The organism is Bradyrhizobium sp. Ken64 (assembly GCF_055807555.1).
On sequence record NZ_JBVVPA010000006.1, the window covers coordinates 289903 to 314945 of the forward strand.

Below are 25043 nucleotides of genomic sequence, written 5' to 3' on the forward strand. Positions count from 1 at the left end.
CGTGGCCGGAGCCTGCGAATTCTTCAGGCGAGCGACGGTCATGGCTTGCGCCCCAGGGCGGTGAGACACAGGAGGCGAAGCTCGGAAAGATCGTGCAGCGCCGTATCGAGCGCCTGCGCGTCCGCAAGCGATGCCGCGCTCCTGAAGGCCGCAGCCAGCTGGCCGATCCTGCCCAGCAGCAGCGCCACGTCCTCGTGGTTCGAGGTCGGCCGCCTGGCTGCGCGCGGCATGGGGAACGCGAGGGCGGTGTTCCTGAGAAAGGTGGCGACCGGTACGCCCGCTGCATTAGCTTTTGCGCATATGAGGGCGTTCTCAAGCGGGGTGAAGCGGACAGTGTGCCGCTCGTCCCGCTGCCGTGTTTCGCTGCCGCTCTCCGCCATCGGACCTCCCCGCGCTGTGGCGACTCCCGGGCACCGGCCCGGTCGTGGTCGCGAGGGGCGCGAAAGCCCCTCGTCGGCGGGCGTGCATAAAAGCAGCGCTCGCCGCAGGCGGTGTCCAGGGGCGGCCGTGAGCCCTGGTCGTGGGTACAAGGGGCACTGAAAAGCCCTTTGCCGGATGTCCGTGAAAGTTACGCTATTCACGGCTCGCAGATCATCCGGGGTGCATCCAAGGCCGCCGATGCCTTGGTCGCAGGGTGCGGGATCGATAGTCCCGCGTCGCCTGATCATCTGCCAGCGCCATGCTGGCGGCGTCGATCTGGCGACAATAGCGGGGGTCACACGGGGGCGGCGCTTGAGCCCCCTCAAGATGTGCGCGGTCTGCCCGCGCACATCTTGTATCTACTTCTATTCTACCTTTGATTGTCGATTATGTAAAACAACAACCGGTCAGTTGGTGCATCAGCAATTGCAAATATAAAGCACAGGTCGCTGCGATCAGTGCCCGGTCCTGATTGAATTTGAGTGCATGTTCCGGAATATGGTAAAATCGTTTCATTGGAAGAAAAAGGGTTTTACAACCGGATAAGGGAGCTTGTAAGCGACAGCCGAACTAACGGTTATTCGCCGAAGCGCCATGCGGCAGTTATGAAGGCTCTCCGCCGGATCAACACCCGCAACCTGTCCCTTTCGAGCGCTGCAGGAATCGGTCATTACCTTGAACAGGCGATAGTGCACTGGTCGAACGAAGGCAGCGCCTGGCATCGAACAAAAAACGGCGCGTACGAAGTTAAAGAAGGCAGATACAGGGAGGAGATGAAACTCCTGCATCGCATCTGTACCCGTTTTCAATACTCCGACCCGATCAAGTTATGGATGTCCGAGCACACGCAGGGCTTCGCGGAGCATATTCGAAACGATAAAGACTTAATGGCCTGCCTTGGCATGTGGCGCTCTGCTTCAATTGATGAGCGACGCAGTATACTCGAAGAGTTTCATATGGCGCAGGCTATCTACTTCAGCCGCGACGGTCTGCAGATCACGGCTCCCTTGCTTGATATAAACAACTTGGAAGGTGCTCATGGTACTTGCGATGCGCCACCCGTCTCAAAGGCCCTTAACGTATGGGAAACCCGGGTGACGCTCGATCCGGAACTTCTGAAACTGGACTCGCCGCGTTTCCCGCTGACCGTCCTGTTTCACGAGGGAGTTCACAGTATCGGCTGGCGGCTCGCATTGGCGGTCGAAAAGGGTGAAATCAAGCCCGGACATGCATTATATGAGCATGCCCTGCTACGCCGGGCGATGCTGAACAACGGGCCGCGCTTCAGCGGTGAGTTTAACTCGCTCTACAAAAGGTCACCCGAGGAAAAACTCGCGAACTTCAACGGTTTTTTGTTCGAGAAAAATTTCTTTGAACGCAGGAAGCGATCACTAAAGCCGAGCTAAGGCTTTCGTTGGAGTAATCGCAGTTTCCGGCGCGGTTCAGCGAGTTGTCAGGACAAACGGAAATACCTGTTGAGAAAGCTGCGACTGAACCCGTGCGGCAGTAGGTTGCCCAGCTTCATTGCTCGATACGGCCGGCTTTGGCCACCAGGGGACCGTGGCAAGTGCCACAAGCGAAGCGGCGGTGAAAATGGCTGCCACACGGCAGGTTTTTCGATTGGCGGCATCTTGCCGCTGTCTGTAATCCAGCCTCGCTGATATCTGGTGGTCTTCTGTTGTGTATTTCATTGAGATCTCCTTCGGCTAATAAATCATCGCGCGGATCGGTGTGTCAAACTTGGCAAGCCGATTTCCATAAGGTGCGCGGCCAAAATCCTTACCGCAGTCGTGTTTATGAGTTCGCTGCTACCCCTCCCATGGGTTCAGCCGGACCAAGCCGGGTCCCAAGCTTCTCTTCGTTTCAGGAGGGTCTGCGCGATGCGCGGAAGCCGGAAGCGAAAGAAGCTCTGAGCAACGGACGCGGCGCAGCGGCGGCTGGTAAAATCGAGGGATCGTAAGAAGCTAATTGGGAGTGATTCATGCGCCTAGCGAACACGCGCGCGAGGGACAGTCACCTCCTGGCCGAAACCCGCGAGGGGTTCGGGGAGCGCCAAGGCGCGAGTATGGCCCGGCCCGGTGACGGGCGCGCAAGACTTGCTGTCTGCCGCAGGGAACCCTGGCCGGCTCGCCGGGTTTTTCTCATATGAGCGAACCCCTTCCGTGGCTGATTGAGCATTCCATCCAGATCGCCTGGGATTACCTTGAGCGTACCGGGGAAATCGTAGATGCCGCCGAGACCAGCAAATTTCTTCTGAAGGCCGTCGACGAGATGGTCCTGAAGGGTGAGCGCAGGAAACTGATGTTGGCCAACCGGGCCATCGACGCCTACCGGCTTCGTAAGCTGCGGCTTGTCTCGTAAGGAGCGAACATGGAAAAGCCGACGCAGCAGCAGCTGGACGAGCTGAAGCGGTTGAGCAGGGAAGCCCGCGTCAGCGACTGGTCGGAAATCGTTCAGTCAAAGGACGAGGCCGAAAACCGCATCCGCGATCTCAAAGACAAGGCACGAATGGAATAGGTGACGCCTGCGCGGCGAACCGACTGAATGAGTGCGAGCCCGAATTCTCAGCGGTAAAAAATAGGCGCGCTCATCACGCGCGGTGTTCCACTTAGCTCTGGCCTAACTGGATGTGCCGATTGTAGCGAGCGATCCTACTTTCAAAAGCAGGTGTTTGCATTTCGGCATCAGCTTCTGCAGCTCATGGCACGAGTGAAGCAATTCCCCCTGAAATAACCTCACAACTTTCCTCCTCCGTCCACGAAGCAGCGCGTCCTTTGATCTTGCCGACTGAAGCACCTCGGCGGCTTTGGGCAAGCGCGGGCTAAAGCCCTGGCGCTCCTCCTCTCACGTTGCGGTCGAAGGCGATGCAGCCAGCCTCCTCCGGCGCTCCCGGGCGTCGCAAGAAGGCCGCGATGTCCGTGGCCGGAAACGACGGAGGAAATCATGAGAGTTATTTCACAAAGCCAATTGCTGCGCGCCACCAGGCTTGAGCTGCAGGTGCTTCTGCGCGAAATCACGGCGATGCTGCCGCACCTGCCGGAAGGCTCACACGAACTGCGGATCGCTCATTACAATCTGCACAACATCCGTCTTGCGATAGCAAAGCCGGAACTGAGGCCGCGCTGAGCGCAGCCTCGGCTACCTGGCGGGCCGGAAATCCGGCCCGCCAGCTGGTCGCCATTTTCGCAATTAATGACGTGCCCCCGAGAGCCGACCTAACCTATGGCATCGGAACGCGTCATGACTGAGTAAGAATGTTTCGGCGACCGAGCCAAGCATTTGAGGTCGTCGAACACTGGCTCATCACTCCCATTCTACGCAGCTTTGTGGAGCTTGAGTTCCTGCGTAGGATATTTTCGCTGCCATGTTTCGATCAGAAACAATGAGACGGTGCTGGCTGAGTGGATGGCGAGGCTGGCTATTCGCCTGTCGATGCGCGTATAGCCCCGTTCCCGCCCATGGGCGTCGCCGCCATGTGTTCTCAGCGCGCCGATACCCTCAATAACGGTCGCGAGACCATTCAGGATCTTGCGAACGTCGTCGGCGATGAGAGCATCCAAGTCGTCGCGATCAGTGCCCAGGCCTAGGGGTTTTCGGACGGCAGCAAAGAGGCCCTTGATATCTTTCTTGTCTGGCAGGCCAAGCTTAAGCTCGATCAAAATCGAGCGGCAAACGCTTTCCAGTGTCGAACAGGCGGCGGTGACCGCATCCTCCGGGTCCTTCTCGGCGCTCGCCAGCGCACGTTCGATGTCGCGAGTGACAGTATCAAAATTCAGGACCTGGGCAGCGCTTGAAAGAGTGCTCAGCACAGGGGGAGATGTCCCGGACTCGATGCGCGAAATAAGTTCGAAGAAGGCGAGGCGGCTCTCTTCCGGCAGCGCCTGGGCGGGGTTCTGAGCGACGGTGCGGCCGCGGTGCGCGAATAGCTTCCGAAGAACTTGACCGACCAGATACCCGTCCTGGGCTTCTATGAATCCGCGGAGTAGATTCGCTTTGGACGAGCCGCGCACGTTGTACGCGTCGTCGTAGATATTGATGCCGAATTCGTCCTCGAAGAACTCCGAAAAGGTTCGGTTCGAGAAATCGAGGACATAGCCGCCCTCCATCCCGAACACCTGATCGATCTGCCGCATTTCAGAACGCTTGATTGCAACCATTTCGATTACCGTGTGAGGGGCAGGAAGCGAAATTGCCGCCGGGCCCCCGGATTAGCCTTTTTCGGATTATACCATGGCCCTGGTCAATGCCCGAGCCCGGGCCGCCCAGGTTGTGTCATCAACAATCACCGCCTGATGTAGTATCCCGGCAACAGACTCGGGACGATGGCTGTGCAAAGCTCCCCTATTCGGGTGGCACTCTTTGGGGGGCGGCCATGGCCTGCGGAGCCAGAATTGCGGCTGGAATAGTGTCGTTGCTGACCGGCGGCTGCGCCGTGCTGCCGGAAATACCTCCAGATTGGGCATTGCCGGTGCGGGAGATTATCCTGCACACCGCGTGCGAGCTTCAGTTCGCGCTCAACACTCTTCAGCCAATTAGCGACCCCAAGCATTTCGATCCAACGGCCTGGACGATCAAGGTAACGCTCAATCCGAAAGCCGACGCCGATATTTCGGCGGGAGCCGGTTTGACGCGCCGCTTCCCGCCTTCCGGTGGCACGACCTTCAGCAATCTCGCTATCGGTGGAGGCAATGGCGTCACCACGGAGATGAAGGGCAGTCACAACGGCACCGTTGATTTCAAATTCGATTCCGAAGCGCTGATGAAAGACGCCGGCTTGCCCTGCGAGCGGGCGGCGCCGGGTTACCACACGCTAACACAACACCTTGGTATCCAGGATTGGCTCTTCCGTGCGGCTGATACGACGAGGGTGACGGGTGGATCTGTAGACAGTCCGGGCTTTACCGCGATTGTCCTCATCAAGTTCAACGGCTCCGGCAGCTGGACATATACCTTTCCGCCCGGAACGAACCTCCTGGCACTGAGCGGCTACTACCAGCTCGAAGAAACCCTGACGATCACTTTCATTTCCAATCCGAAAAAGGACAAGTTCAATGTTGTCAGCCTGCCTCTTGGTGGCAGCGGTTTCCGGCCTAACAGCGGGACGCCTGTAACGTCAGCCTTCACGCTTATTCAGGACCAGAACGCGTCGCTGCAACAAATCCGGCAGCAGCTTCAGAATCTACGCATTCCAACCCAGTAACGGTGAGCAGCTCCGATGCCGACTTTTCCGACTACACTGGTCATCATGTATTTCGTAACGACTCCGGTAAACATCCCGCACGGTCAACCAAAGGATATTCAGGAGCAGAACGCGAACTGGACGCTGCAGGCGACGAGTCAGATACAGACTGAAGACCCTGACTCCTGTCTGTCGATCGGCATAAAAATGGCGAAAGAATTTCAGGTAGTCAACACATCGACGATCCGCCTCTATTGCATCTGCCCCAAAGGAGCGACGGCGGAAGTCTGCCTCAATCGGGAGGAAAAGGCCAAGGCGGCCGAACGCACCAAAAAAATGAACGAAGATAAGGACAAGCACGGCTTAACGGCGCCGCCGGAAGTGACAACGAGCTCGCCGAGGCTGTTACGCATTGGCCCCGGTACGACGGACCCGCTGGCAAAGTAGCTAAGCTCGCTGCAGGCATCCTGTGGTGGACTATGGACCAGGCCAGCGATCATTTCGGCGCCTTCGGCGCCAGTCGTCGTCGCGCGCTGCGCCAAAATGTTTGCACCCCGCAACACTGGAGAAGTGGGACGGTATGTTGCCTAATCTGGAAGGAAGAGGGCAGCAGGGGACTTATCACCATATAAATGGTCCTTCCGCTTCCTCTGCCACTTCTCGATGCGGCGCCCGATTTCGCGAAGAACGGTGGGAAGGAAGGCGCGACAAGTGTGCGTCTCATTTCCTAAAGTGTGGGACCAGATATCGAAGCGCAGGTCGACAATCTTAGTCAGCAGTACTGACGCCTGCCAAAACTCTAGTGGTGTTTTGGCGGCGCTCATCTGCTCATACCACGTCCGTGCCCACAGATTGCGCTGATATGCTTCGGCCGCGGCCTTCCGGGCAATGCCGATATAGCCTTGAGCTCCACCGAAGTGCGCAAGAATGCCTTCTGCGTGAGTGCTCTTATCGCAAAAGCCTGCGAGTGTTAGCCCAAGGCACGCGTCCGCAGGTTGATCTGTCGCGATCAATTCATCAATCGTCTTTTCAACAAGCGTGGACTTGCCATTGACCAATGCAGCGAAGACTTCAAGCGCGATTTTGCTGTCATCGCTCCGTGTGATCAAGCGGCGCCTGCAGATGTCTTGAATTTCGGGCACATCCGCGTCGGCCCAAAGAGCAAGCGAATCCGCTGGTATCTTTGCGATCCCCTCGACGCGAGTGATCGTCGGAATAAGCTTTGCAAGTCGTTGAAGCAACTGCCTCGCGTTGTCGTACTGTGCGAGAGTGACGGCAAGTTGCGTCGCAAAGTGATGGAGATTGCTTAATTTCGCGTCCGTCGCGGCGCTTAACATCGCGATCCAACGCTTGCCTGCTTCCTCATCCGCACCAACGAGCGCCTTTAGCCCGCCAGCCGTCAGATCAGAGAGAATGAGGTTGGCGTCAGCCGTCGTGAGCTCCTTAGTGAAGCTTTCAAATGAAGACGCCAATCGATCTTGGCGAGCATCGAACTGTTTATTCGTCTCACCAAGACGGTTGAGCTGGTCACCGATGTTCTGACTGGGAGGCGGATCGCTTAGTGAGACCAGAGGAGGTGCCGCGCTTGCGGCTTTTGCCGTCGACGTTACCATCTCCGGCAAATCAAAGCTCTGCGTGTAGCCCAGTGCTTTGATTAGTGCTGACTCGACACGCGGCGCGATCATTTTCGCGGCAGCAGAACCCAACTCCTGGGCAGCGAACCCATAGTGATCTAGGGCCATGCGATCGAGAGCCTCATCGAGAGCGACGAGACCAAGCTTCGCCCCTTCGAGGATTGCTGATGAGCCGTACCATCGCTCGAACGTCTGCTTCTCGGTGCGCAAAGAACGCGCGTCCCATCCACTTGCTACGACCGCGCTCAGCAGTTCCCGATTTCCGCTGACGGCTGACGCACCTAAGGCCTGAATCCGAACCTCCGAATCCCTGGATTCCAGAAGTTCGCCGATGATCAATCGGGAACGCATCGAAAGCGGGGGCTTCGAATATCTGATGGCGGCAAGAACAGAGGTTTGCTTTGCTGTTTCGTTTGACTGGAGAACGCGTTCAAGCACGCGCTCGGTTGCCTCGGCAGATGCGGGAAGCAGCGCATCGAGGATATCTAAGAGGACCGTGTTTCCTTCGATGCCAGCAATTGCTTCGAGCTGTTCGTCGGCCTGAAGATGTGTTATCCCGGTAAAAATGGAGTATTGAGCGGTAAGCCACTCGTCACGATTGTCTCGCTTGTCACTAAGTGCCGCAGTGCTGGCCTGTCCCACTTTCAAAAAACTATGCGCTTGTTGATTCGTCAGTACTGCACTGTGTTCGAGCAGGGCTAGGGTGCCCTGCCTGCGAGCAAAGCCCGTCCTCTTGAGAACGTCGTCAGCCAGCCCACTATGCGCAACGACAGCGTCATCAATATGGAATCGAATGACGCCAGCACGCGCCATATTGAAGAAGTGATCCTCCGATCCGTGGCCCATGTGAATTGCGAGCTTTGTCGGATCGATTAAGCGATACTGTTTGGCGGTCACATCGACATTTTCAGGCATTGCGGTGCCGGGATCGCATGGGTCAACCTTACAGTAATCCTCGACGCGCGACCACCCTGCGAACTTTTGACGATCGCGTGTTAGCCATTCGGCGAGATCCTCAGCTTGCTTTGCATCGTCAACCGCGCCCGTTGCACGCAGAATCTCAACAGTTGCCCACTTTCCAACGGCCGATGAACGGTCCCCGTCGAACGCATGAATACCCTTTAGCAGGCTGGCGCGTGTCGGTTTCCAGTCCACGCGGTTGAATCGGATGAGCTGCCTGAACTCCTTGTCTGGTGCCTGCATGGCAGGGCCTAGGGCGTCAGAGAAGCTCCATTTCACCAGGTCGTCGGCAAAGCCTTCAAGTGGCTTTCCTGCAAGGAGATAGAAGGCAGTGCGGTGTAGAGCTTCGAGCCGCCATCGATCGGTGTGCAACAGGCTCTCGTCGCGATATTTCCTTTCCACGTCAGTAAGGTCGTTGACCTTTTTGTCGATTTCGAGCTGGCGCTTGTTCCGCTCTTCTGTGACTTCCGCCTCGGGATCGCGGCCAGGGGTTTTGAACATCATTCGTTCGGGCGCGAGCGAGTAATAGGCGAGCCAACGTCGAACCGCTTCTGATATCGATGCCCAGACAATCAGATCATCTCGCTGACTGTGAAGAGCGTAGTGGAGCCAGTCGGCGTTTGGGACGCGAGTGCTGCTGGTGTAGACGTTCTCGGCTGCGGCGAGGAAAGAAGGAGCTGCCGATCGGACCAAAACGGCAAAAGCCTCGGCCTCGGTGTTGGGTAAGTTCTGCAACGACACGAAGTATTCGATGAGTGCGGAACGCACTTCGAGGCTTGCTTCCTCATCCAAGCAAGCAATCTGCGTCGCGAGAAAGACGACGCTCGCAGCTTCATCGAGCGCGGTGATCGGTTCAAGGATCAGGCTAAGCCGCTCCCTGGGATCTCGTTTGTTGCGAAGTTCCTTCTCCAGAGCGTCGACAAGCGAAAGTGCCAACCCCAAGTCCAGACCGTTCTGCTTAATCTCGTAATGCGCAGCGCTCCCTTTCACCGGCACGAAAAAGTTAGATGAAGCGACATCTTGCAGCCCGTTGTGGTTCTTCGCGTCAAAAAGGCGAAGATCATCAGTTTGCTGCTTTTGTGCGCGAGCCAGAGTTTCGTTCGCAAGTCCTCTTAGAAGCTCAGCGAACTCTAAGCCGGACATGGGCACCGCTCCGGTTGTCTGAGCTTTCCGCAAATGTTCGAAAAGCAGGCGTCCCACGCTTAGCTGATCGATTGTTTCGACATCGTTGGCGGCAAGAAGGTCGATCGCGATTCCTAAGATTCGGGGATTGCATAGCGACTGAAGAACTTCTGGCTTCACCTTATTCGCATCGATGCCGCGGCCCTGAATAATGCTTTTTACTTCGGCGACGGTCCACTGGGCCACACGCACTTCTGCGACCTTACAGGCAAGGGCATTCTTCAACTGTGTCCAGTGGGTTGACCTTGTGGTAATGATGAGGCATCCGCCTAGCTTCGCAAGCTCGGACGCCACGTGATCCAATAGCTTCGACCAGTCAGCTTTCAAAGGCTGGTTCAGCCCGTCGAAGACCATGGTGACGCGCACGTTCTCTGGCGTTGGGTTGGCGCGCCATCCGTTGATCCTTCTCCGCCATCTTTCGACTGCGCGCTCCGAGCGCAGCCCGCTTGTCTGTTGGATCAGTCTGTCGATCAGGAATGAATCAAAACTTCCCGCCGAACCGGAAATGAGTAGATCCTCCGCGGGATTCATGATGAGAATGGAGGCGGGATCGCAAGCAAGCCATGTCGACGCTACGAGCCAAGATTTGCCCACCCCCTCGTCGCCAATGACGGCGTAAATTTCAGCTGCGGGTTTACCTTTGAATGCGTTCGTGAGCTTCGCTTCATCAGGGCGCGAAGTGCCTGCAAGACCGGACGTATCGCGGGGCGCCAAGGGTTGTCCGAATGCGGCGCGCGCAGAAGTCCTACTGGAAAACACTCCAGTCAACCACTGACGGTTGCGTGTTCTTGCTTGTCCCAGTCCTGCTTCCTCGGCTGACAACGAGTCCCGAAGGGATTCAAGGCGTGCCGCGAGATCGGGATGCTTTGCGAAGTGGTCAATCGCGAGGAGCGCATCATTTATGAGATTTGCCTTCGGCTTGCCCTTGAGATTGTCGGTGATGAAATCTTTCGATTTTTGGGGAGCGCTGGCTATCGCGACAAGCAGTGCGCCGAGATCGTTATCGTTCCAATCCAGGAGAACTGATCCAATTCCCACTCGCTCACAAAATCCACGCAGGTCTGTTTCGGTCTGAGCCGCTATCTCACATGGTGCACCGAGGACCCAAAGGTCTAGTTGACCTGCATCGTCCTTGATAAGGTCAAAGAGCTTCGCCGTAATCTCCGCCGGTTTTGGGCTTTTCCGATAGCGTTTGCCTTCGAAGTAGGTGGCTCCACCATCGAATGCACTGTCGCCATCCCGCCCGCGCTGCGACCCGGATTTGGCGAGCCGAAACGACTGGCCTGTGACTGATGCCAGCAGAATCCCGAGAAGCCCCTCAAAGCCCTTCGGGCCGGAGTGGTGCAGCGCAAGTAATGCTTCGCGTAGATTATCGGAGTGTTTTTTGTCTGTTGAATTCATTGAGCTAGGCTACAATACTCCGATCGATGCTGGTAACAGAAAATGCGCTTAAGAATTGTATGATCGATCTAATTCACCGTTATGTTGTGGCTCTCGGTTGACAGAACTCTCCAATGATTTGGCTCCATGAGGGCGAGCGCGCTTTATTCGCGCTCTTGGGCAAGCTTTTCGCATGCGTACCAGACCATGAGATTTTTGAAGCAGTCGAAATCGACCAGCATGTCGGCGCGCGAGAAGCCGGCGATCATTTCGGCCACGTTTGCGTGACCCATGTCTGAGGCGTCGGCGACGGCCATCTCCCAGATTTCGTTGGCGAAACGATCGAAGATGCAAACCGTGTCGGATGTGTAGCTGATGCAGGGAAAACCGCAGTCTGCTCCATGCCGAGCGATGTCGCGTGCATGCTCCCTCAGGTTCGTATTGAACCATGACCGGAAATTCGTTGAGCGGATGCGCAAGGATTTGCGCTGGTGGGACTTGTTGGGCATCTGAAGCTCCCTCGCTTTTCTGAGCCGCCCTAAGTGGCGGTCTCGATGCCGTGCGAAGGCGACGGCGATAAGCGCATGCGGAACTGAAGCCGCAGGCGGAAGCGACCCGGCTCGCCGGAAGTCGAGGGTGCAACCCTTGCAGCTTGCGCGCGCTGGCGCAGCGTTAAGGCATCATGTGAGACCGCCAATCGCGGATCATAAAGAGAGAAGGGAAGGATTGGCGGACACCAGACCTGCGTCACGGCCCTGGAACATCGCGCTCGCGATGCCGCGCATTTGGTGTAATCCCGCGCGGAGCGGACCCGGTAGACGGGTCGCGCATGCGGCGGGACAGTGCTGTCCCGCTGGGCTCCTAGAAAGCGCGAAACCTAGCGCACGCACCTATCAGGACGAGGTCACTAATCATCAGCCTGGTTCGCCCAAGCCTGATGAGTCTGAACACGTCCCAAGAGCTTCGGATGGTCTGTCGCGAATTTCAGCTTCTCAACAGAATCAAAACCAAGCCGCGTTGCAGTTGCCAGGCTTTCGACGAGTTCGCGCTCGAGGTTTTCTTGTTGGTCAAACGGATCGAGCTCAAGGGCGGTATAACTGACAATACTCAGTATGAAGGAAATCGACCTTGGAATCACTGAGCCGATCAAATCGCGGGAACGTGGGCATTTCGACGCGTTGCCATCTGGACCATGTGGGTCGCCACCTAGTGCCACTTCGATTTCTGCGACCGATTTGCCGCTGACCCAAGCCGAGACGCCAGGTCTAAGGTCAGCAAGAGTGTCGTCATCTACTACTCCGTCTCTCTTCCGGCCGGTAGATGCGCGCATCGCCCCTGCAACTTCGTTGAGCAACAGGGTGCGGGCTGCGTCGTCGTCCTTCAGCCATTCAAAGGTCCAGAGAATCCATTCCCGGATAGACGTTGGAAGATTACCAATTTGCCGTTCTAGCCGCTTTCTAAGCCGAACAAGAACATCGGCCGGGAGTCCGCTCTTCGAGGCGAGCGCGAAAACAGATTCATCAGTTTCCCCCTCTAAGCTTTCCTCGATAGCAGCCTTCATTCGAGTCACTTTTCTGATGAAGTCTTTTTCTGTAGCGGCTTGCCGAGCCGCGTAAGCGGCGAGCGAGCGGCTAAAATCGAACATTGATGGAGCTTCATCTTCGCTTGGTCCATGAAATTGTGCCATTCGATTAATTGTATAACGAACGTCAGGATCAAGCATTTCACCGCTGGAAACGCGATCTAATATAACCTCTAACGGATCAGAGATCGTCACGCACCGATCATTCTCAGGTAGAACTGCACGTAGCTTCTCCAGGACGTCGCCACTCAGCCCCTTACCCTTGGTGAATGCAATAACAGGTTCAGGAACTAGAAGGACGACGCCGTTGGCCAAATGACCTGCACGCCCAGCCCTTGCCGCAGCGTTTAGGATTTCGTGGGCCTCAAGGTTCTCGCGCCCCTTTTTTTCGGAAACTCGCTTGTCTCCGGCGAGCACCGCTAGTTGCGCCGGAAGATTTAGGCCCTGCGCCAGGGTCGGAGTCGCTACAATTGCTGAAGCACCATCAGCTCTCCGAAACATGCTCTCCGCCAGTTGTCGCTCCAGACGGAGCATTGAAGCATTATGCGCGACTGCAGACGCTGTCTTGTCGATCAGAGAGTGCGATAGGCTGCCAAGTTCAAGTTCAAGCGCTTCCCAGCGCGCTTGTTCGTCCGCAGTTGGCGACGTAGTAGTTCCTAATGCGGCTGCTATAGCTGCTGCAGTTGATATCGCATCATTTTTCGTATTGACGAATACAATGGTCTTCAGGCCGTTTTTTGCGGCATCTGCTGCAATCGCGGCGGCTACATTATTGGCATTTGGCTTAAGACGAATGCCGTTTGAGCTCAGTTCTCCGGTCAGTTGGACTGACGAATTGAGTAAGGGAGTGAACGAGCAATAAGCTCGCTTCTCGATCAGCCAATTATGTTGTAGTCCCCATATCGCTAGGGGCTCTGCCATTAATTGACGAGCAGCCGGCGTGCGTAATCCTTTAGCGCGCTTGCCTGTTCGTTTGTTACCAGCCGCCTGAAGTTTCAATGCCGCATTCTTAATTTCATCGAGTCGGGCCTGCTCGTAGATGACCACTCCGCGTGCCTGCCTGCTCGGCTTCCAAAGCAAGTCCACATCGATGCATTTTCGAGAAGTTAACTGCTCGATCCAACTTGCGAATTCCGATGCGTTTTCCAGCATCGCCGACAGAAAAAGGAAGTCAGCCTTGGGAGCAACGTGACTGAATGCTAGAACGCATAGCATGCTATCTAGCGATCGTCGGATCTTTCCGGATTGGGGACTGAGAAGGTGACATTCGTCAAATACAAGAAGGCCAACATCTTCAAAAGCCTCAGAAGCAAATGATAGCATCGCGAGGCAACGCTCCGGCGTCATGACCTCGATTTCCTTCAATTGGGCATCGGCCAACAAAAGCAGATCAAAGTCGCTTGAAACAACGGAGCCAAGGAGCCCTTGGGGAAACATCTCTTGCAAATCCGTTGTAAGTTGCTCGACGAGGGCATGCGTTGGAGCGAGAAATATTACCTTTTTCTTCTTTGCCAGTGTTGACGCAATCTTCAGAGAAGATAGCGTGGTTTTTCCCGCTCCAGTAGGAAGTACAATAACCGCCGATCTGCCACTTTCGTAAAAGCCCTTGTCGATCGCCGCACGGTGGTTTGGCCAAACGAAAGGCATTGAGTTCGCGCGATGTCGGAGCCATTTCCCCCAAAAATCTGTGTCCGCTCCACTTGGCGGTGATAACCGCGTGATCGCAGCGTCATTTATCCCATCGAAGGCTGACAGGAGTAGTGAAGCCAAGTGGCGAGGACCTGCATAGGTCGTAAAAAGGTCCTCTTCAATACCATCGTCGGACTGCATTGAATGCGACGAAAGTGCAAGCACGCGACGAAACGCATGGTTGGCATCATCAAAACGATGCCCACTAGCCTCCGGGGTAGGTAGGGCAAGTATGCTCGCGGCTAGAAGCTCAATGCCGGTGATGAGTGCCTCTAGAAGAACGCGTAACGCTGTTCGCTGCAAGTCAATCAGGACGCGTTCTGGACGACGCCATCGAGCGGCTCGATCGAGAAGAGAAGTGAGATTGCCTCTGGCCAGGTCTCGAACGTGTTCGGCAAGAATGCGCGCTTCGTAAATTTGCTCGCTACGATCACTCGTAATCAGCCCTGCAGCTTCAAACGCGTCAGCGTATTGTTCAGCGGCCAAAAAAAGCAGCGCAGCTGCTACAGCAGGGTCAACTTGGTCGCGGTCAACGAACGGTTTGATGCTAATCGCTTCCTGCGGACGCTTGCGAGCGATTATTTGCTGGGCAGTACCCGCCACGAAGGCACACGCTCGCCGAACGCTCCGGTCTTCATGAACGGATGTAATAACTTCATACGTGTCTGCAATGCGTTCGAGGGGCCATTGTTCTTCACCGCCTGGTGAATCCAAGTCGATCCCCCTCAATCGCAAGGAAACGAGGCGAGCGTAGTGCCGCGTAAGTCTACGCGGAAGATCTTGTGAATCAAGATCCGTCAGGCTCGGCGCCGACATAAGGAGGGCTGAAGTGACAGGATCAAACATCTTGGACTGCCTCCGCCATCTCGTCGAGCGCCGCCAAACTGTGTTCTGCGAGATCGTCGAACCAATCCCGCAAATCGCCGTCAACGACGAAGGTCGCGCCGATTCTCTGCTCAGCGGAGATGCCCGCTAGCTTTTCGTAGCCTTTGAATAGAGCGGTACGCCCCTTTTCGGTATCATGGTCGGATGTAACGGCAAGGGAGGCACGGTAACGCCGGTAAGCAAGGTCAAGCACTCGGGCGGCTGCTTCGACAGATGCGGTTCCGTTTAAGCCACTTTCCTTGATCAGTGCTGCTGCGCCTGAGACTAGTTCGGGCCCTCTCAGGTTTGAGTGATGATCCTTGAAAGCTTTCATTACGTCGTCGCGAAACATGGCTCTCGGATTCTCTGAGCATTTGTCCTCAAAGATTGTCGCGGTGGAAATCGTTTGCGCTGCGTCGTCTAGTTCTATCATGAGGCCATCAATGCCCTGCGTAGTGGCTTTTAGATGCGGGTCTTTCATGTAGGTGCGAGACGTCGCTGTCTGCCGTGCTGCTATCCACGAGATGGCTTCGAATAGAAATCCATCTCGTCTCCAGCGCGAGGCATCTTTTTGCTCGTCCGTGGTGCCTAGGACACGTAACTGGATTTTGGCAGCACTGGTTAAGCTAGCGGCTGTGATAGCAGATGTTGCGTGAGACAGCTCTTCAATGATCTTTGCGGCGTGCAACGCTTGGCCCATCGCAATGAGCGCAATCAGCTTCGCGAGATGATCGATATCTTGCACCGTCCAGCGGCTGCCGACTGAATGGACGTCGACACCTACGGTGTCCAGAAACAAAGCGATTTTCTTTGGTTCAATCGGCGCCGCCGGCTTGCGGCTTTTCGTGCTTTGCAGGGTGGGCTTCATTTGGTGGAGACGTTTCCCTCGGTCCGGTTTTTAATTTTATTCATACAACCTACCTGCGAGCGCAGGAGTCGGGCCAGCACAAAGTTCGAAACGTATTTGAGTGGTGCGGGCGGCCGGAATTGAACCGGCACGAACCTTGCGGTCCTACGGATTTTCATCCCACTTCGGCTTTCGCCGCCGCCATAAGGCGTTTGTGGTCTGGACTATCCCTTCACCTTGGCGCGTGACCGCTGTAGGTGCTGCCCGTCTAGTCTCTACACCTTCCCCGGGGTGGGGCTTGGCTCGGGATTGCCATTTCACAGGTTTCCCCGAATTTGAGCAGTTCTGCATCTGCGGTTTCCCGCCGAGCACTCAATCGTCTAAGTCCGTTGCGTCTACCAGTTTCGCCACGCCCGCACTGCCTCCATCTATAGCGAAGGGATCGGAGTCGGAAAAGCGGTTTATTCACATGATATTGTTATGGTTTTCTGTTTCGCGGTGATCTGGGGCGAGGCGCAGGTTCGTCGTCGTCTGTTTGCCTCGGTCGTTTCTGCTTACGGACGTTGATCGCGGTGGTGTCGAGCGTATTCACCAGATGGGCGGCATAATACTTCTCGATCATCTCAACGCTGGTCCGGCAGTTCTTGGCGATCTGGTACACGTCCGCGCCTTCCATCAGCCGCAGGCAGATGTACGTGTGCCTGAGCGAATACGCGGTGCGTGACTGACCGTCCCGGTCTTTCTTGAGCTCCAGTTCATTGAGGATGATGTCGAAAAGCTCATGGTGCCGTTTCGGGAAAATTAGGTCCGTCGGCTTGGGCAACCGTTCAACCACGGTCTCTTTGCCGTCCTCATCTTTTTCGGCGACCTGCCGCAACCGTTTCTGCAGCCGTTTGAAAGGTTGAACCGCGCCCGGCATACTTTTGCAGTATCCCACGCCGCGCTTGCCGCGCACTTCGATCTCCAGGATGGTTTCGTTGAGACCGTCGTCATGCGCGACCTTTACGTCCCGGAATTGAAGTCTCCAGGCTTCGTCAGGCCGCAGGCCGGTATTGACCATAAACAGAATGAAATCGTGCAGCTGCTCGCTTTCCCAAGCGTAGCGTACCCGTTTGGGGTTTTGAGCGCGTTCGCGGGTCGCCTGATAGAGGCGTTTGTATTCGTCGGGCGCGAGCCACGCCCTATGGGAGATTTTGCCGGACTTTTTGTACGGTTCCGACAAGTCCGGCATCATCTTGAGCCAGCTGTGGCGCACAGCGGCCTTTAGCACCTGGCGGATGACCACCACTTCCTGATGAATGGTGTTGCGGGCAGGCGGCTTGCCGTAAAGCTGCATCGCCTTTTCGTGGCGGTAGACCCGGTAGTCCTGCAGAAGACCCGGCGTTATCTCCGGAAGATACTTGTCAGCCATGAAGGGGTAGATGTGGTTGTCGAGACGGCGGCGATGCGCGCCGACGTAGACCGGACTGCGCTGGCCGTGCGTGAGCACGGTGTATTCGCGCAGGAATTTCTCTGCGGCGAAGCGGAAGGTGACTTCCCCTTCCCATTTTTTCTTGTCTTTAAGTTCGCCCCTGAGGAGTTTTCCTTGCAGGGTAAGATACCAGTCCTTTGCGACGTCCTTCGCTTGAGCGAGGCTTATCTGCTTGGTGGTAGCGCGGTGATTGAAGCCCTTCAGGAAGGTCGCACACTGCCAGTATTTGCTGTTCTCACGTTTATAAACGTGGAGCTCGCCTCCCATCAGCTCGTGATGTGCTGACTCTTGATCCCCTTTCACAACCGCCTCCCTGAAATACAATTATAGCACGAAATGTGTAATAACTGTGTAGCAGATTTTGGGTCGGATATTTGAGAGAGAACGGCGTAATATGCTGTTATTATTGTTCTTTTTTCAGCAAGTAAATTATGCGATCACAATTTTAAGTCCCTTGCGTCTACCAATTCCGCCATGCCCGCTTGATCCAACGAGATCAGCCACTTAAGTCCCTTACCGGCGGTCTGGAATTGGCGTTTGCAGGCCGGAGGGGCGGTTCTTCCTTAGGCGAGCCGGCGGCACAAGGCAAAGCCTCAATCCGGACATTTGTTGTTGCTTTAGGCATTCTCAATCCAGGGGGACTATTGATCCGGCATGTCAGCTTTCATCCAATGCCTGCTTTGATCCAATATCGCCTGCGCACGTGCTGTGTGGCCGTCGCTCTGCTCGCGGCCGGCTTCGCGCTGTCCGGCTGCGCAGGCATGAGCGAGACGGTCGCTCCGGCCTTTGCGGATCCCGCCAAGTACGAATTGTACGATTGCAAGCAGCTCGAAGGCGAGCGCAAGTCGCTCGCCAGCCGGACCGGCGATTTGCAGAGACTGATGGACAAGGCACAGACCGGTGCGGGCGGCGCCGTGGTGTCGGAGCTTGCCTATCGCAACGAGTACATCGCGGTACGCGGGCAGGCGCAGATGGCCGAGGACGCCTGGCGCCGCAACAAGTGCCGGGAAACGCCGCCCGAGGCGACGCCGGCCGCTGCGCCGGCGCCCACAGCCAAGCCTGCTTCGAACAAGCCAAGAGCCGTGCGCTGAAACATCCTGCCGCCAGCGCCTCGCATCAGGGCCGCCAGCCGTAGATCCAGTCCTGCCGTGCCAGCATGCGTTCCGGGCCGAGCGCCCGGACCGCAAGATCGCGCGCGAACGCGAGCGGCCCAGTGAAATGATAGATGCGGCCCTGCTGCCGCGCAGTCCGCTGCACCCGCTGCACGCGCGCCTGGCGCGTCCGGCCGTATTGTCTCAGCGCAGCCGTGATGCCCGCGGTGCTCTCGGCGGCCTCAGGGCTCAAATGCTGCGCGAGCACAGCGGCGTCCTCGATCGCCATGCCGGCGCCCTGGGCCGCAAACGGCAGCATCGCATGCACGGCGTCGCCGAGCAGCGCGACCGGGCCTTTGCTCCAGGGGCAGTCGTCAGGCACGCCGAACAGCGCCCATTTCCGCCAGCTCTCCACCGTGGCGAGCATCATGCGCGCCGGCGGCGGCCAGCGCGGCGCGGCGAAGGCGTCCATCACCTCGCGGGGATCGCCGGGCGTGCTCCAGCCCGGTCTGTTCCAGGTGCCCGGCAGCACCGCGACCACGTTGATCTGGCGTCCGCCCGCGATCGGGTAGGCGACGAGATGGGCATTCGGGCCCATCCAGAGCTGAACCCGGCGCGCGGTGTAGTCCTTCGGCAGTTGCGTGGCATCGAGCGTACCGCGCCAGGCAATCAGCCCGGAGAAGCGCGGCTGCACCTCGGGAAACAGATGCTGGCGCACCGTCGACCAGATGCCGTCGGCGCCGATCAGCGCACTGGCAAGATCGCTGCGCCGGATCGTGCCGCTGCGATGGACGACCGTCAGCCCCTTGGCGTGAGGCGCGACGTCTTCGAAGGTCGCGCCCAGTTTCAGGTCGATATCGGGATGGTCGGAGACTGCGCCGGCAAGGGCGGATTGCAGGTCGGCGCGGTGCACCACCCAATAGGGGGCGCCGGCGCGCGCGGCGGCGGCTTCTCCCAGCGGCATGCGCAAAAGCTCGCCGCCGGCCCGCGCGCTCATGATCGAGACTGCCTCCGGGATCACGGCGCGCAGCTTGAGGCGCTCGGTGAGGCCGAGCTCGACCAGCACGCGGCTGGCATTGGGAGAGAGTTGCAGACCGGCGCCGACTTCCTCGAGCCGCTCGGCCTTCTCCAATACGACAATGCGGAAGCCGCGGGCCGCGAGCGCAAGCGCAGCCGTCAGTCCACCGATGCCGGCACCGGCGATGACAATCGTTCGGGAGAGCGCCACCCGTGGCCGATGGAAGCGGTCAGGCCACCTTGTCCTTCAGGACGCATTCCGGCGGACGGGCTTCGCCCGCCTTCAGGTCGGCGGCGAAACGGTACAGCGTCGAGCAATAGGGGCAGATGATCTCGTTGTCGTTGCCGAGGTCGAGGAAGACGTGCGGATGATCGAACGGAGGATTCGCGCCCACGCACATGAACTCTTGCGAGCCGATTTCGATGACGGGGACACCGGCATCGTTGTGGAAGTGCGGGACGACATGGTCGGACATCGTACTCATCCTGGAGTGGCAATGGCGGCAGACAACAATCATGACTGACGCGGCATTATTAAGGCGCCGCGGACCATACTGGTGGGTGTAGATGATTGCTAGTCCAGCGGAACCGAAAGCTCCGCAATGCCCCATGCTCATTTGCTCATGCAAATTCGACACAATCTTGCGGCCTGAGAGAAGCCCTTCTTTCGTCGGGGACGTTGTGTCGCAATTTTGGCATACTATGTCTGCGGACGCGTGTAATTGCGACGAAAGACGAACCGTCAGGCGTCAACGATCTCAGGACCGTCCAGGCTCTCCGCATGAAGTGGTTGCGAATCAGCACTACGTTGACCGGTATCGCGGCATGCGGCTTCATGCTCGCGCAGGTAGCACCGCATGCCCGCGAGGCCGGCGCGATTCTGGCCGCCCAAGACGATCCCGCCGCGCTCTCCGAGATCAAGCTCGACGCGCTGCTGCGGCACAACGACCGCCTGATTCAGGACAACATCGAGGTCGCGCTCGCATCGGGCGATGCCGATCTTGCCGACAGTTTTGTCGCGCTGGCGCGCGACCGCAACATCGGGCTGTCTGACGACCTCCTGAGCCGTGTCAGCGACGCGGTCAAAGCCGAAAACTCCACCTCGCATTTCGCAAAACGGTTTGCCTCCGGTCTCGTCACCGGCAACGCGGACGATGTTGCGAGCTTGTCGGGAACCGTGGCCGGCGATCTCTTCGTCATCGGCGACATCAGGGACGTCGTGCGCGAGGGCAAGCACCTCGCCATGGGCGAGGAGACCGATCGCCTGGTGCTGGGCCTTGCCGCCGCCGGTCTCGCGGTCACGGCCGTGACCTACGTCTCCGTCGGCGGTGCCGCGCCGGTTCGCGCGGGGCTGACGCTGGTGAAGGACGCGCGAAAAGTGGGCCGGCTCGGCGAGGGAAAAGTGGGCCGGCTCGGCGAGGGATTAGCGGCCTGGGCCGGCCGGTCCGCGCGCGAGGTCGTCGATACGCCGATGCTCCAGAACGCGGTTGCCTCCGGCTCCGTGTTGCGGCCGGGCGAGACCGTCAGCGCGATCAAGGCCGCGTTCCGCGCCGAGAAGGCTGGCGCGCTGGTTCGGCTCGGCAAGGATGTCACGCGCGTCGTCGAGAAGACCGGCACGCGCGGCGCGATGGATAGTTTGCGCATCGCCGAAGGTCCCAAGGACGTCGCACGCGCGGTGCGGCTCGCGGAAGCGCAGGGCGGCAAGACGCGCGCGATCCTGAAGCTGCTCGGCCGCGGCGCGCTGCTGCTGATCGGCGGGGCGTTCAATCTTGCACTCTGGCTGTTCGGTGCGGCCTTGACGCTGTTCGGCCTGTTGTCCTCGATCAAGGCGACAACGGAGCGCCTGACCCAGGCCTGGTGCGATCGCAGACGGGCGCGGCGACTTCGCCAGGCGCGGATCGCCGCCGAAGCCGTTCCGGCAAGCGCTGCCGTCACGGCCTAAGATACCTCTTCCCCTCAAGATTGCGGAACTGATGATGCCGAGCTTTCACAACGGCGCCGTTGAAATTGCCTATCTCGACGAAGGCGAGGGCGATCCGATCATCCTGGTGCACGGCTTTGCCTCCAGCAAGAACGTGAACTGGGTCTATCCGACCTGGGTCTCGGAGCTGCGCAAGAACGGCCGCCGCGTCATTGCGCTCGACAATCGCGGCCATGGCGAAAGCGCAAAGCTCTACGAGCCGGCGCAGTACTCGATCCCGACCATGGCCGGCGACGTGCTCGCGCTGATGGATCATCTCGCCATCCCGCAGGCCGATATCATGGGCTATTCGATGGGCGGACGGATGACGGCCTGGCTCTCCCTCAACGAGCCGCAGCGCCTGCGTTCGGCAATCCTCGGCGGCATCGGCATCGGCGGCCTGATCGAGGGCACCGGGCCCGGCGAGAACGTCGCCAAGGCGCTGGAAGCGCCCTCGCTCGACGACGTCTCCGATCCCGTCGGGCGCACGTTTCGTGCTTTTGCAGACCAGACCCGTTCCGACCGCAAGGCGCTCGCCGCCTGCCTGCGCGGCACGCGCGATCTCATGACGAAGGACGAAGCCGCGCGCATCGACGTGCCGGTGCTGATCGCGGTCGGCAGCACCGACGACGTCGCGGGTTCGGCCAGTGCACTCGGTGCCATCATCCCTGGTTCGGAAGTGCTCGACATTCCGAACCGCGATCACATGCGGGCGGTCGGCGACAAGGTCTACAAGACCGGCGTGCTCGATTTCCTGTCACGCCGCGGCTGAGGTCGCGTCCGCGGCCTCGTCGCCGAACGAGCGAAACAGCGCAATCAGCACTGTGAAGGTCGCAACCCACACCATTCGCGCGCCGTAGCGATCATGGGGGCCGGAGATGACGGCGCAGATGAAGGCATTGCCGAGCAGCGCCAGCGTGACGGTCGCTGCCAGCAGCGTCAGATCGTCCAGCCGGCGATGTGCGAGCGCGTGGCCAAGCAGCACGAGGAGCGCCAGCATCGAGGCCAGCGCGACGGGCACGTGCAGCCAGTTGACGTAGTCGAAGTCGAGGGCCCAATGCTGCTGGCGCGCCGCGCGCATTGGCGCGACCTGCGCGGGGATGTAGCGCTCGATGATGCCATAGGTGTGCGGGATCCAGACACTTGCGCCTTCGCCGGTCGCCACATGCAGCAATTGCTGGCCCATCGCCCGCAACGCCGCGCCGGCCTGCCAGGCCGGATAGTCGGCGAGCGAACCCACGACGATGGTGCCCATCTCGTCGTTCATGCCTTCGAAGCGGCCGAGCGTGTTGAACATGCTCTTGCCCCACAGGAATTCGTCGGCGGTCGCCGGCAATTGGTCGCGATAGGGGCAGAGCTTGAGTTTTTCGCGCGGGCAATGGTCATGGAGATAACGCGCAACGATGCCGTCCTGCATCATGCGACCGAAGGCGACGCCGGTGCCGCCGGGCGTCCAGGCCCATTTGCCCGACAAGGCATGGTTCGCCGACACCAGCATCAGGCCGCCGGCGACGATGGTGAGGCTCGCTTGGGCCAATCCGGCGATCGGAAGCCGGCGCCCCAGCAATGGCCGCGCCATCCAGCCGGCGACGCAGAGCCCGAGCAGCACGCCGAGCGTGGCGCTGTGGGTCGCGGCGGCAAAGGCGGTGAAGACGAACAGCGAGATTTTTTCGAGCGCCGAGGTCCGCTGCCCACCGATGACCAGCAGGAATAGCGACAGCACCGACAGGCCTGCAAAAATGTCTGTGAGCAACATGCTCGCAAGCCAGGGCAGCGCAGTCGACAGGATCAGGAGCAGGCTGATCGCGACGAAGCGGAATGTCTGCATCAGGCCGAGCACGCGCAAGGTGAGCTGCAGCAGCCACAGCGTCGTCAGCGACTGGACCGCGAGGTTGATCCAGAAACCAGAACTCTCGCCATAGTGCAGATAGATGCCGAACATCGTGGAGCGGCTCGGGACGAGATAGCCCTCGTACCAGCGCGCCAGATAGCCTCCAGTATCCCATTGCAACAGCGGATAGCCGTTCCAGAACGCCGGCGCGATCATCACGAGCGGCAGGGCGGCCGCGGCGAGCCGCAGCCAGAGTGAACCCGCGGCGCCCGCGCGCGCATGATCGGTGGTGATGGTCAAATCCGCTCCGTCCTCACTCGGACCATGCCCGCAATAACGGTTGAGGCGGAATTCACCAATAGTTTGACGCCGCCCCGCTTGAATTTGGCGAAACCCTGACCATTTTGAGCCGACCTTGCCCCCCGGAGTGTCGGAAGAAAGTGTTTTGATTCAACGCGTTGGTATACTTCCGCGGGGCAACGCACTGTTCACTCTCAGGCAAGCCCGTCAGGACTTTGTCGCCTAGACTGTGTTATAGAACCACCGAAACGAGCCAATTCGAAAGAGCAGATCTCATGGCAGTGCATCAGGTCAATCCGGGAGGAAAGCTCGCAACGCTTGATCCGATCTGGGATCGGATCCGCGGCGAAGCGGAGGACATCGTCCATCGCGAGCCGGAGCTTGCGACCTTCATCTATTCGACGGTGCTGCATCACAGCCGCCTGGAAGATGCGGTGATCCATCGTGTCGCCGACCGGCTCGATCACTCCGCTCTGTCGGGCGATCTCGTGCGCCAGACCTATGACGAGGCGCTGCGCGACGATCCCGATCTCGGCAACGCCTTCCGCGCCGATCTCGTCGCCGTTTACGACCGCGACCCCGCGACCTCGCGCTTCATCGATCCCTTGCTCTATTTCAAGGGCTTTCACGCCATCCAGACCCACCGCCTCGCGCATTGGCTTTATCTGAAGGGCCGCAAGGATTTTGCGTATTATCTGCAGAGCCGGGCGTCTGCGGTATTCCAGACCGACATCAATCCCGCGGCGCGCATCGGCCGCGGCATCTTCCTCGATCACGCCACCGGTTTCGTCTGCGGTGAGACGGCACTTATCGAGGACGACGTCTCGATCCTGCATGGCGTCACGCTCGGCGGCACCGGCAAGGAGAACGAGGACCGTCATCCGAAAATCCGCCACGGCGTCCTGATCGGGGCCGGCGCGAAGATCCTCGGCAACATCGAGATCGGTCATTGCGCGCGCATCGCGGCGGGCTCGGTCGTGGTCAAACCCGTGCCGCACAACGTCACGGTCGCAGGCGTGCCCGCCAAGGTCGTCGGCGAAGCCGGCTGCGCCGAGCCGTCGCGCACCATGGATCAGATGATCAACGCCATGGGACTCTGAGATCGGACTTTGAGCTTGTCGGAAGGGCGGATTTTCCGCCCCTTTCGGTCCCCAAATTCTTTTGGCAATTCATGCTGGCGGTTGGTCGCGTCTCGTCCTAAAACCCCGCCAACCCAGATTTCGATTGGAGACTTGCCGTGGACGTCAAGGAAGTTAGGAAGCTCGACGCGTATCTGAAACGCGTATTCGGCAATTCCAAGATCCGCGTCGTGCCGCGGCCGAAGAAGGACGATTCCGCCGAGGTCTATATCGGCGAGGAATTCATCGGTGTGCTCTTCGTCGATGACGAGGACGACGATCGCTCGTTCCAGTTCCAGATGGCGATCCTCGAGGACGATCTCGTCGATCAGGAATAGTTGTTGTTATGCCGTCGTTACGAGCGAAGCGGAGGCTTCGCTCGGCGCGGATTAGGCCGGCTCCCCAGGCATGAGGGCGGCCTGCGCGGCCGCAGCTTCAACCGGCACTGACGCCGATTAGCCTCATCCCGAGGAGATGCGCAAGCGCCGTCTAGAAGGCGAGGCGTGCGCGCAAGCCGC

The 25043-nt window shown here is 58.6% G+C and carries 22 protein-coding genes; 11 read left to right on the plus strand and 11 right to left on the minus strand.

Annotation, left to right across the window (positions count from 1 at the left end):
- Positions 1-38: 38 nt before the first annotated feature.
- Complete coding sequence (locus AC0L2F_RS13805) at positions 39-380, minus strand: plasmid mobilization protein (protein ID WP_473248732.1); 342 nt, start codon at positions 378-380, stop codon at positions 39-41.
- A gap of 522 nt (positions 381-902) precedes the next feature.
- Here AC0L2F_RS13805 and AC0L2F_RS13810 point away from each other — a divergent pair.
- Complete coding sequence (locus AC0L2F_RS13810; protein ID WP_473248733.1) at positions 903-1826, plus strand: hypothetical protein; 924 nt, start codon at positions 903-905, stop codon at positions 1824-1826.
- 36 nt (positions 1827-1862) lie between these two features.
- Here AC0L2F_RS13810 and AC0L2F_RS13815 read toward each other — a convergent pair whose 3' ends face one another.
- On the minus strand, positions 1863-2111 hold the full coding sequence (locus AC0L2F_RS13815) for a hypothetical protein (protein ID WP_473248734.1): 249 nt from the start codon (positions 2109-2111) through the stop codon (positions 1863-1865).
- A gap of 454 nt (positions 2112-2565) precedes the next feature.
- Here AC0L2F_RS13815 and AC0L2F_RS13820 point away from each other — a divergent pair, with 454 nt between their 5' ends.
- The 3 genes from AC0L2F_RS13820 (at position 2566) to AC0L2F_RS13830 (ending at position 3546) form a co-directional block, all read left to right on the plus strand.
- On the plus strand, positions 2566-2781 hold the full coding sequence (locus AC0L2F_RS13820; RefSeq protein ID WP_473248735.1) for a hypothetical protein: 216 nt from the start codon (positions 2566-2568) through the stop codon (positions 2779-2781).
- A 9-nt stretch (positions 2782-2790) separates the two neighbouring features.
- Complete coding sequence (locus tag AC0L2F_RS13825) at positions 2791-2937, plus strand: hypothetical protein (RefSeq protein ID WP_354098951.1); 147 nt, start codon at positions 2791-2793, stop codon at positions 2935-2937.
- Between the two features lie 426 nt (positions 2938-3363).
- The gene (locus AC0L2F_RS13830) at positions 3364-3546 is read left to right on the plus strand and encodes a hypothetical protein (RefSeq protein WP_473248736.1); all 183 of its coding nucleotides are present in this window, start codon (positions 3364-3366) and stop codon (positions 3544-3546) included.
- Positions 3547-3734: 188 nt separating this feature from the next.
- Here AC0L2F_RS13830 and AC0L2F_RS13835 read toward each other — a convergent pair whose 3' ends face one another.
- On the minus strand, positions 3735-4577 hold the full coding sequence (locus tag AC0L2F_RS13835; protein ID WP_473248737.1) for an abortive infection family protein: 843 nt from the start codon (positions 4575-4577) through the stop codon (positions 3735-3737).
- 248 nt (positions 4578-4825) lie between these two features.
- Between AC0L2F_RS13835 and AC0L2F_RS13840 the strand changes: the two genes are divergently transcribed.
- Together AC0L2F_RS13840 and AC0L2F_RS13845 are read left to right on the plus strand one after the other, a co-directional pair.
- Positions 4826-5620: a hypothetical protein gene (locus tag AC0L2F_RS13840; protein WP_473248738.1), complete on the plus strand. Its 795-nt coding sequence runs from the start codon at positions 4826-4828 to the stop codon at positions 5618-5620.
- Between the two features lie 15 nt (positions 5621-5635).
- A complete protein-coding gene (locus tag AC0L2F_RS13845) occupies positions 5636-6046 on the plus strand; it encodes a hypothetical protein (protein WP_473248739.1) in 411 nt (136 codons plus the stop codon).
- Positions 6047-6186: 140 nt separating this feature from the next.
- On the opposite strand, the gene AC0L2F_RS13850 is transcribed toward AC0L2F_RS13845, so the two are convergent.
- The 5 genes from AC0L2F_RS13850 to AC0L2F_RS13870 form a co-directional block, all read right to left on the minus strand.
- Entirely contained in the window at positions 6187-10776 is a 4590-nt protein-coding gene (locus AC0L2F_RS13850; RefSeq protein ID WP_473248740.1) for a hypothetical protein, read from the minus strand.
- A gap of 143 nt (positions 10777-10919) precedes the next feature.
- A complete protein-coding gene (locus AC0L2F_RS13855) occupies positions 10920-11264 on the minus strand; it encodes a DUF7222 domain-containing protein (protein ID WP_473248741.1) in 345 nt (114 codons plus the stop codon).
- A 398-nt stretch (positions 11265-11662) separates the two neighbouring features.
- A complete protein-coding gene (locus AC0L2F_RS13860; protein WP_473248742.1) occupies positions 11663-14872 on the minus strand; it encodes a DEAD/DEAH box helicase in 3210 nt (1069 codons plus the stop codon).
- Positions 14865-15758 carry a hypothetical protein gene (locus AC0L2F_RS13865; protein ID WP_473248743.1) on the minus strand — a complete coding sequence of 298 codons (894 nt, stop codon included), beginning with the start codon at positions 15756-15758 and terminating at the stop codon, positions 14865-14867. The genes AC0L2F_RS13860 and AC0L2F_RS13865 overlap by 8 nt, the downstream gene beginning before the upstream one ends.
- Before the next feature lie 457 nt (positions 15759-16215).
- Entirely contained in the window at positions 16216-17511 is a 1296-nt protein-coding gene (locus AC0L2F_RS13870; protein WP_473248744.1) for a phage integrase SAM-like domain-containing protein, read from the minus strand.
- Positions 17512-17879: 368 nt separating this feature from the next.
- On the opposite strand from AC0L2F_RS13870, the gene AC0L2F_RS13875 reads away from it, so the two are divergent.
- Positions 17880-18299, plus strand: coding sequence for a hypothetical protein (locus AC0L2F_RS13875; protein ID WP_063995847.1), 420 nt, complete (start codon positions 17880-17882; stop codon positions 18297-18299).
- A gap of 25 nt (positions 18300-18324) precedes the next feature.
- Here AC0L2F_RS13875 and AC0L2F_RS13880 read toward each other — a convergent pair whose 3' ends face one another.
- Together AC0L2F_RS13880 and AC0L2F_RS13885 are read right to left on the minus strand one after the other, a co-directional pair.
- A complete protein-coding gene (locus tag AC0L2F_RS13880; RefSeq protein ID WP_473248745.1) occupies positions 18325-19527 on the minus strand; it encodes an FAD-dependent monooxygenase in 1203 nt (400 codons plus the stop codon).
- A 19-nt stretch (positions 19528-19546) separates the two neighbouring features.
- A complete protein-coding gene (locus tag AC0L2F_RS13885; protein WP_007602543.1) occupies positions 19547-19792 on the minus strand; it encodes a zinc-finger domain-containing protein in 246 nt (81 codons plus the stop codon).
- A gap of 305 nt (positions 19793-20097) precedes the next feature.
- Between AC0L2F_RS13885 and AC0L2F_RS13890 the strand changes: the two genes are divergently transcribed.
- Positions 20098-21258 (plus strand): hypothetical protein, encoded by a 1161-nt coding sequence (locus tag AC0L2F_RS13890; RefSeq protein ID WP_473248746.1) that lies wholly within the window; start codon positions 20098-20100, stop codon positions 21256-21258.
- 34 nt (positions 21259-21292) lie between these two features.
- On the plus strand, positions 21293-22048 hold the full coding sequence (locus tag AC0L2F_RS13895) for an alpha/beta fold hydrolase (RefSeq protein WP_473248772.1): 756 nt from the start codon (positions 21293-21295) through the stop codon (positions 22046-22048).
- On the opposite strand, the gene AC0L2F_RS13900 is transcribed toward AC0L2F_RS13895, so the two are convergent.
- On the minus strand, positions 22034-23407 hold the full coding sequence (locus tag AC0L2F_RS13900; protein ID WP_007611848.1) for a hypothetical protein: 1374 nt from the start codon (positions 23405-23407) through the stop codon (positions 22034-22036). The two genes, AC0L2F_RS13895 and AC0L2F_RS13900, sit on opposite strands and share 15 nt — an antisense overlap.
- A 275-nt stretch (positions 23408-23682) precedes the next feature.
- On the opposite strand from AC0L2F_RS13900, the gene cysE reads away from it, so the two are divergent.
- The gene (cysE, locus tag AC0L2F_RS13905) at positions 23683-24507 is read left to right on the plus strand and encodes a serine O-acetyltransferase (RefSeq protein ID WP_007602549.1); all 825 of its coding nucleotides are present in this window, start codon (positions 23683-23685) and stop codon (positions 24505-24507) included.
- A 137-nt stretch (positions 24508-24644) separates the two neighbouring features.
- Positions 24645-24863: a DUF3126 family protein gene (locus AC0L2F_RS13910; protein ID WP_027567779.1), complete on the plus strand. Its 219-nt coding sequence runs from the start codon at positions 24645-24647 to the stop codon at positions 24861-24863.
- Positions 24864-25043 lie beyond the last annotated feature (180 nt).